The sequence below is a fragment of the Streptomyces bobili genome, from assembly GCF_002154575.1.
Taxonomy (GTDB): Bacteria; Actinomycetota; Actinomycetes; order Streptomycetales; family Streptomycetaceae; genus Streptomyces; species Streptomyces bobili.
In genome coordinates this window covers 68476-76023 of sequence record NZ_MUBA01000085.1, presented here as the reverse complement: position 1 = coordinate 76023, position 7548 = coordinate 68476, and the positions used below count along the sequence as shown (strand labels likewise).

The 7548-nt window shown below is 71.5% G+C and carries 5 protein-coding genes and 1 pseudogene; 3 read left to right on the top strand and 3 right to left on the bottom strand.

What is annotated here, in order from left to right:
• A pseudogene (locus BZL64_RS39770) lies at nucleotides 1-375 on the top strand (TIGR04222 domain-containing membrane protein); the annotation flags it as partial.
• 65 nt (nucleotides 376-440) lie between these two features.
• On the opposite strand, the gene gcl reads toward BZL64_RS39770, so the two are convergent.
• Nucleotides 441-2225, bottom strand: coding sequence for a glyoxylate carboligase (gene gcl, locus BZL64_RS08355; RefSeq protein WP_086767643.1), 1785 nt, complete (start codon nucleotides 2223-2225; stop codon nucleotides 441-443).
• 208 nt (nucleotides 2226-2433) lie between these two features.
• Between gcl and BZL64_RS08350 the strand changes: the two genes are divergently transcribed.
• Nucleotides 2434-3219 (top strand): hypothetical protein, encoded by a 786-nt coding sequence (locus BZL64_RS08350; RefSeq protein ID WP_086767641.1) that lies wholly within the window; start codon nucleotides 2434-2436, stop codon nucleotides 3217-3219.
• Nucleotides 3220-3256: 37 nt separating this feature from the next.
• On the opposite strand, the gene BZL64_RS08345 is transcribed toward BZL64_RS08350, so the two are convergent.
• Both BZL64_RS08345 and BZL64_RS08340 read right to left on the bottom strand, forming a co-directional pair.
• The gene (locus BZL64_RS08345) at nucleotides 3257-4864 is read right to left on the bottom strand and encodes an AMP-binding protein (protein ID WP_086767621.1); all 1608 of its coding nucleotides are present in this window, start codon (nucleotides 4862-4864) and stop codon (nucleotides 3257-3259) included.
• Nucleotides 4861-6531, bottom strand: coding sequence for an AMP-binding protein (locus BZL64_RS08340; protein ID WP_086767619.1), 1671 nt, complete (start codon nucleotides 6529-6531; stop codon nucleotides 4861-4863). The genes BZL64_RS08345 and BZL64_RS08340 overlap by 4 nt, the downstream gene beginning before the upstream one ends.
• Nucleotides 6532-6682: 151 nt before the next feature.
• On the opposite strand from BZL64_RS08340, the gene BZL64_RS08335 reads away from it, so the two are divergent.
• Nucleotides 6683-7510: a helix-turn-helix transcriptional regulator gene (locus tag BZL64_RS08335; protein ID WP_086767617.1), complete on the top strand. Its 828-nt coding sequence runs from the start codon at nucleotides 6683-6685 to the stop codon at nucleotides 7508-7510.
• The last annotated feature ends 38 nt before the right edge of the window (nucleotides 7511-7548 follow it).

The following is a 7548-nucleotide window of genomic DNA, read 5'->3' as shown; positions in this document are numbered from 1 at the left end:
CCCCAGGTGCGGGACCATGCCGACGTCCGGGCCGCCCTCGCCGAGCTGCAGGCGGGCCTGCGGGCCGCGGGGCTGCTTCGGGCCTTCCCGCCCCACCGCACCCGGACCGCCCGCCGGGCGCTGGACGCCCTGTCCGCCGAGCACCCCCTGCCCACGAGCCGCAAGGGCCTGCCGGAGTCCGACGCGTTGATGGCGGTGGCCCTGTACGGGGAGCCGGCCCTGCATGTCCTCGTGCCCCGGTTCGCCCTGCGGGCGGGACTGATCACGCGGGCCGAGGTGACCGAGGGCAAGGGCTTCCACTCACGTTCCCCACGAGGCGGGGGCACGGGCGGAACGGCGTACTCGTGCGGGGGCGGCGGAGGCGGCTCGGACTGAGCGGCACGCCGAAGGGGCGGCCCGTCCTCCGGGCGGGCCGCCCCTTGGCCACGTCTTCCGGCGGGTCAGGCCTTCAGCGTCCTGACCGCCGTCGGCGCGTGCCACTCCTGCGTCGCGATCTCCTCGAACTCCACGACGTCGCCGATGTCGTTGGTGCCGCTCATGGAGATGTTGGTGACGCGCTCCAGGATCGCCTCGACGACGACCGGGACCCGGAACTCGGCGGCGAGCTTCTTGGCCTGCTCGAGGGCCGCGCCCAACTCGTTCGGGTCGGTGACCCGGATCGCCTTGCAGCCGAGGCCCTCGGCGACCTTGACGTGGTCGACGCCGTAGACGCCCAGCTCGGGCGAGTTGATGTTCTCGAACTCCAGCTTGACCTCGAAGTCCATGTCGAACCCGCGCTGCGCCTGGCGGATCAGGCCCAGATAGGAGTTGTTGACCAGGACATGGACGTACGGGATCTTGTGCTGCGCGCCGACCGCCAGTTCCTCGATCATGAACTGGAAGTCGTAGTCCCCGGAGAGGGCGACGACGGACGCCTCCGGGTCGGCCTTGGCGACGCCGAGCGCGGCCGGGATGGTCCAGCCGAGCGGTCCGGCCTGGCCGCAGTTGATCCAGTGGCGCGGCCGGTAGACGTGCAGCATCTGGGCACCGGCGATCTGCGACAGGCCGATGGTGCTGACGTAACGCGTTTCCGGGCCGAAGGCCTTGTTCATCTCCTCGTAGACACGCTGCGGCTTGATCGGGATGTCGTCGAAGTGCGTACGGCGCTGGAGCGTGGCCTTCCTCTCCTGCGCGGCCCCCGCCCACGCGGAACGGTCGGGCAGCGCGCCGGCCGCCTTCACTTCCCGTGCCACCTCGACGAACAGTTCCAGGGCGGCCCTGGCGTCGGAGGCGATGCCGAAGTCCGGCGCGAAGATCCTGCCGATCTGGGTGGGCTCGACGTCGACGTGGACGAACGTCCGTCCGGCCGTGTAGACGTCCAGTTTTCCGGTGTGCCGGTTGGCCCACCGGTTGCCGATACCGAGGACGAAGTCGGACTCCAGGAACGTCGCGTTGCCGTAGCGGTGCGAGGTCTGCAGGCCCACCATGCCGGCGTTCAGCTCGTGGTCGTCGGGCAGCGCACCCCAGCCCATCAGGGTGGGAACGACCGGGACACCGGTCAACTCAGCGAACTCGACCAGGAGTTCGCAGGCGTCGGCGTTGATGACGCCGCCGCCCGCGACGATCAGCGGGCGCTCGGAGGCGTTGAGCATCCCGATCGCCTTCTCGACCTGCGCGCGGGTCGCGGCCGGCTTGTAGACGGGCAGCGGCTCGTAGGTGTCCGGGTCGAACTCGATCTCGGTGAGCTGCACATCGATCGGCAGGTCGATGAGCACGGGGCCCGGACGGCCGGAGCGCATGAGGTGAAACGCCTGCTGAAAAACTCCGGGGACCTGCGCGGCCTCCAGGACGGTGACCGCCATCTTGGTGACCGGCTTGGCGATCGAGGCGATGTCGACGGCCTGGAAGTCCTCCTTGTGGATCACGGCGGTCGGGGCCTGGCCCGTGATGCACAGGATCGGGATCGAGTCGCCGATCGCGGAGTACAGGCCGGTGATCATGTCGGTGCCGGCCGGACCCGAGGTGCCGATGCAGACGCCGATGTTGCCCGGCCGGGTCCGGGTGTAGCCCTCGGCCATATGAGAGGCGCCCTCCACGTGCCGGGCCAGCGTGTGGGCGATGCCACCGGAGGCCTTGAGGGCCGCGTAGAAGGGGTTGATCGCCGCGCCGGGCACACCGAACGCGGCGGTGACGCCCTCACGCCTGAGGATCTCAACTGCCGCGCGGGCAGCGGTCATTCGTGCCATCGAGTACTCCTGCTTCGACTGCTTCAGCTGCTTGAGCTGTCGGATGCGTACTCCCGTCGCGCCCCGCCGTGAGCACTTCGACACCGTCTCCGCTACATAATTCCGTATTGCGGAAACTGTTTTCTACTATCTGGAAGTAATCTAAAGGGGTGGGAGAACACCGTCAAGAGACGGACAAGCGGGGGTCACCTGGAGGACGATGGGCGCCATGCCCGAGAGCGTGCCGGTGCGCTGCCCGGCCTGCCGGCGCGAGCGCCTCTACACCGCCCCCCGCTACCCCTGCGCGTGCGGCGCCCCGGTCGAGCCCCGCCTCGACCTCCACGCGGCCCCGACAGCCGTCGCACACCGGACGTGGGAGGAGGAGTGGATCACCGTCCACTGCCGCTCCTGCGGCCGCCACGGCCAATGGCCCCGCCCGGAACTGGGCTGCGCCTGCGGAGCCGTACTGCGCCTCCCGCTGACCGACCCGGCGGAAGGGCCGGCGGACGGGGCGACAGACGAGGGCGGTGGGGAGACCGGAGACCGGACCGGGCCTCCGACCGACGCCCCCGAAGGGGGCCCCGCAGACACCGGGCAGCCCACCGACACTCCCCCGCCCTCTCCTCCGCTCTCCCGGCCACCCTTCCGCCCCATCGCCATCCGCACCGCCCGTGACGCCGTCACGGCGACCGCGCTGTATCTGCGGTGGCTCGGGCATCAGGACATCCGGCGGGCCGACCAGCGGCCCACCTCGGGCATCGGGCTCGCCGCGCGGGGGCTGCTGGCACATGTCGATCCGAGCGTGCACCCGGCCTCGCTGCGGGACGTGGAGTGCCTGTGGCTGACGGCGATGACGGCCTCGGCGGACTGCGTGTACTTCTCCCTCGCCGGTTACACCGCCGATGCCCGCGCCCGCGCCGACTCTCTCGCGGTCCCCCTGTTCGTCCTGGACCTCACGGGCACACCCCAGCCCGTGAACGCGGCGGCCGAGGGGCTCGACGCCCCGGGCGCCTGAGCCGGCCGCCGCGCCGGCGGTACGTCCGGGTCCGGGGCTACCCGGCGTACTTCTTCCGCAGTTCCACCTTGCGCACCTTGCCCGAGACCGTCATCGGGAAGGCGTCCAGCACCTGGAGCCGACTCGGGATCTTGTAGTGCGCCAGCCTGCCCTCGCAGTAGGCGCGCACCTCCTCCAGCGTCGGCGGCGCGGCGTCGTCGTGCGGGATCACGCAGGCCAGGACCTCCTCGCCGTACTTCTCGTGCGGTACGCCGACGACCTGGACGTCCCTGATCGCCGGGTGGCCGTAGAGGAACTCCTCGATCTCGCGCGGGTAGATGTTCTCGCCGCCGCGGATGATCATGTCCTTGATGCGGCCGACGATCTCGACGTAACCGTCCTCCCGCATGTGCGCCAGGTCGCCGGTGTGCATCCAGCGGCCGGGGTCGATGGCCTCGGCGGTCTTCTCGGCCTCGTTCCAGTAGCCGAGCATCACGCTGTATCCGCGGGTGCACAGCTCCCCGGCGGTGCCGCGCGGCTGGGTCACTCCGGTGACCGGGTCGACGACCTTGACCTCGATGTGCGGCAGCACGCGGCCGACCGTGCCGGTGCGGTGCTCCAGGTCGTCGTCGCGGCGGGTCTGCAGGGAGACCGGGGACGTCTCGGTCATGCCGTAGCAGATGGAGACCTCCGCCATGTGCATCTCGGCGACCACCCGTTTCATCACCTCGACCGGGCAGGGCGAGCCCGCCATGATGCCGGTGCGCAGCGACGAGAGGTCGTAGCTCCCGAAGTCGGGCAGGTTCAGCTCCGAGATGAACATGGTCGGGACGCCGTACAGCGAGGTGCACCGCTCCGACTGGACGGCGTCCAGGGTCGCCTTCGGGTCGAAGGACGGCGCCGGGATCACCATGCAGGCGCCGTGCGAGGTCGCCGCGAGGTTTCCCATCACCATGCCGAAACAGTGGTAGAACGGCACCGGGATACAGACCCGGTCCTGCTCGCTGTAGGCGACCAGCTCCCCGACGAAGTAGCCGTTGTTGAGGATGTTGTGGTGGGAGAGGGTCGCCCCCTTGGGGAAGCCCGTGGTGCCCGAGGTGTACTGGATGTTGATGGGGTCGTCGCAGGACAACTCGCCTGCCCTGGCGGACAGTTCCCCGGCACCGACCGCGGACGCGCGGCCCAGGAGGGCCTCCCAGCCCTCATCGCCGAAGAACACCGCCTCCCTCAACTGCGGGCATCTGCCCCGCACTTGCTCGATCATCGCCCGGTAGTCGCTGGTCTTGTGGCTGACGGAGGCGAACAGCAGGGAGACGCCGGCCTGGTTGAGGACGTACTCGACCTCGTGCGTGCGGTACGCCGGGTTGATGTTGACCATGATGGCGCCGATGCGGGCGGTGGCGTACTGGACGAGCACCCACTCGGGGCAGTTGACCGCCCAGATGCCCACCCGGTCGCCCTTGCCGACCCCGCTCGCCAGCAGCGCGCACGCCAGCCGGTCGACGTCCGCCGCGAACCCGGCGTAGGTCCAGCGCCGGCCGGAGGGCACGTCGACGAGTGCCTCGCGCTCCGGCCAGGCGGCGACGGCCCGGTCCAGGCTGGCGCCGATCGTGTCGCCGAGCAGCGCCGTGGTGCTCGTGCCGTGGCTGTACGAGGGTTCGGTCACCGGAAGTCCTCCTCGCGGTACTCGTCCGCCGACCCCGCGGCCGTCGCCTCGCGCAGTTCGATGCGCCGGATCTTGCCGGAGACGGTCTTGGGCAGCGGCGCGAACTCCAGGCGCCGGATGCGCTTGTAGGGCGCCAGGGTCTCCCGTGAGTGCTCGAACAGCGCCTTCGCGGTGCCGGGACCGGGCTCCCAGCCCTCGGCCAGGACCACGTACGCCTTGGGCACGGCGAGCCGCAGCTCGTCCGGGGCGGGGACGACGGCCGCTTCGGCGACCGCCTCGTGCTCCAGCAGCGCGCTCTCCAGCTCGAAGGGGCTGATCTTGTAGTCGGAGGCCTTGAAGACGTCGTCGCTGCGCCCGACGTAGGTGAGGTAACCGTTCTCGTCGCGTTGCCCGATGTCGCCGGTGCGGTAGTAGCCGCCCGCCATCGACTCCGCGGTGCGGTCCGGATCGCCGTGGTAACCGGTCATCAGGCCGACCGGCCGGGCCGACAGATCGAGCGCGACCTCACCCTCCGTGGCGCCGGGCGCGCCGGACACCGGGTCGAGCAGTTCGACGCGGTAGCCGGGGCTCGGGCGGCCCATCGAGCCGGACTTCAGCGGCTGGCCGGGGCTGTTGGCGATCTGCACGGCCGTCTCCGTCTGGCCGAAGCCGTCCCGGACGGTCACGCCCCAGGCCCGCCGGACCTGCTCGATGACCTCGGGGTTGAGCGGCTCCCCCGCGGCCACCGCCTCGCGCGGCGGGGTGCGCAACTGGGTGAGGTCGGCCTGGATGAGCATGCGCCACACGGTCGGCGGGGCGCAGAACGTCGTCACGCCCGCGCGGTCCATCTCCGCCATCAGCCGGGCCGCGTCGAACCGCGTGTAGTTGTGGATGAAGACGGTTGCCTCCGCGTTCCACGGGGCGAAAAGGTTCGACCAGGCGTGCTTGGCCCAGCCGGGTGAGGAGATGTTCAGGTGCACGTCACCTGGCCGCAGGCCGATCCAGTACATCGTCGCCAGGTGCCCGATCGGGTACGACACGTGCGTGTGCTCGACGAGCTTGGGGCGGGCCGTCGTACCGGAGGTGAAGTACAGCATCAGCGGGTCGTCGGCGAGGGTCGGCCCGTCGGGCAGGAACTCGGCGGAGGCGGCGTAGGCGTCCTCGTAGCGCTGCCAGCCCTCGGTCACGCCGCCGACGCACAGACGCGTGTAGCCGCCGGGGACGTCGTCGAACTTGCCGGTGTCCTCGGCGCGCGCCACGACATGGCGGACCCGGCCGCGCTCGACGCGGTCGCGCAGGTCGGCCGGGCCGAGCAGCGGGGTCGCCGGGATGACGACCGCGCGCAGCTTGATGGCGGCGAGGGCCGTCTCCCACAGTTCGGCCTGGTTGCCGAGCATGACGAGGATCCGGTCCTCGGCACCGACCCCGCGCTCGCGCAGCAGGTTGGCGACCCGGTCGGACCGCTCCGACAGCTCGGCGAAGGTGAGGCGGACCTCGGAGCCGTCCTCCTCCACGATGTGCAGTGCGACGCGGTCGTTGCCGTCCGCGATGACGTCGAACCAGTCGAGGGCCCAGTTGAAGTGCGCGGGCCGGGGCCAGTCGAAACCGTCGTAAGCGCTCTTGTAGTCCTCTCGGTGTGCCAGCAGGAAGTCCCGTGCCCTGCGGAACTGCTCCGTCGCCGTCGTCATCTGTCCTCCTGGTTGCCGGACCATTGCCGGGCGGCTCTCTGCCATCGTGTAATCCGTGATGCGGGTCTCACCACCCCCGAACGGGGGTCACCGCGGCGATGGGGCCGCGAAGAAGGGCGGGCAGGTGACAGCAGCGGACACGGCCGGGGCGATGGAGATGCGCGGTGCGCTGGCGCGGCTGCGGCGGGCGACGGGGCTGCCGGTCGCCTTCGGCGGTCTCGTCGAGCCGGGGCGCCGGCGGATGCGCATCAGCGAACTGAACGGCGCGGCCACACCGGCGCTGCGCGGCCTCGCGGTGACCTCGGGCAACGGTCTCGGCGGGAAAGCGGTGGCACTGGCCCGGCCGTGCGCGGTGACCGACTACTCCCTCTCCCGGCAGATCAGCCACGAGTACGACACCGCGGTCGCCGCGGAAGGCCTGCGCTCGGTCCTCGCGATCCCCGTCGTGGTACGCCGCGGGGTGCGCGGCGTCCTGTACGGCGCCCTCCGCACGGCCCAGCCGCTGGGCGACCGCACGCTGAACGCGGCCGTCGACGTGGCGCGGGACATCGAGCAGACGCTGGCCGTCGAGGACGAGGCCCGGGGCCTGCTGGCGGCGGCCCGCCCGGAGCCGCGGACCGGGGCTGCGGCCGGATCGGGGGCCGGGTCGGGGGCCGGCTGGGAGCAGGTGCGGGAAGCCCACGCGGCCCTGCGCGCCCTCGCCCCACGCATCGCCGACCCGCTGCTGCGCGCGGAGCTGCTCCAGGCCTGCGGGCTGCTCACGCGGGGCACGCCGCCGCCGGCCGTCGCCCTGGCACCCCGTGAGCTGGACGTGCTGGCGTGCGTGGCGGCGGGCGCGACCAACGCGGCGGCGGCCGAGCGGCTGGGACTGCGCCCGGAGACGGTCAAGGGATACCTCGGATCGGCGATGCGGAAGCTGGGCGCCCACACCCGGGGGGAGGCGGTGGTCGCGGCCCGGAGGGCGGGATTGCTGCCGTAGGAACGGGGCGCCGCCGGGGTCCGTGGTGTGCCACAGGA

Bases quoted from the DNA above. Each gene is read 5' to 3' on its own strand.
- gcl (WP_086767643.1), bottom strand. From the start codon at position 2,225: ATGGCACGAATGACCGCTGCCCGCGCGGCAGTTGAGATCCTCAGGCGT.
- BZL64_RS08350 (WP_086767641.1), top strand. From the start codon at position 2,434: ATGCCCGAGAGCGTGCCGGTGCGCTGCCCGGCCTGCCGGCGCGAGCGC.
- BZL64_RS08335 (WP_086767617.1), top strand. From the start codon at position 6,683: ATGGAGATGCGCGGTGCGCTGGCGCGGCTGCGGCGGGCGACGGGGCTG.
- BZL64_RS08340 (WP_086767619.1), bottom strand. From the start codon at position 6,531: ATGACGACGGCGACGGAGCAGTTCCGCAGGGCACGGGACTTCCTGCTG.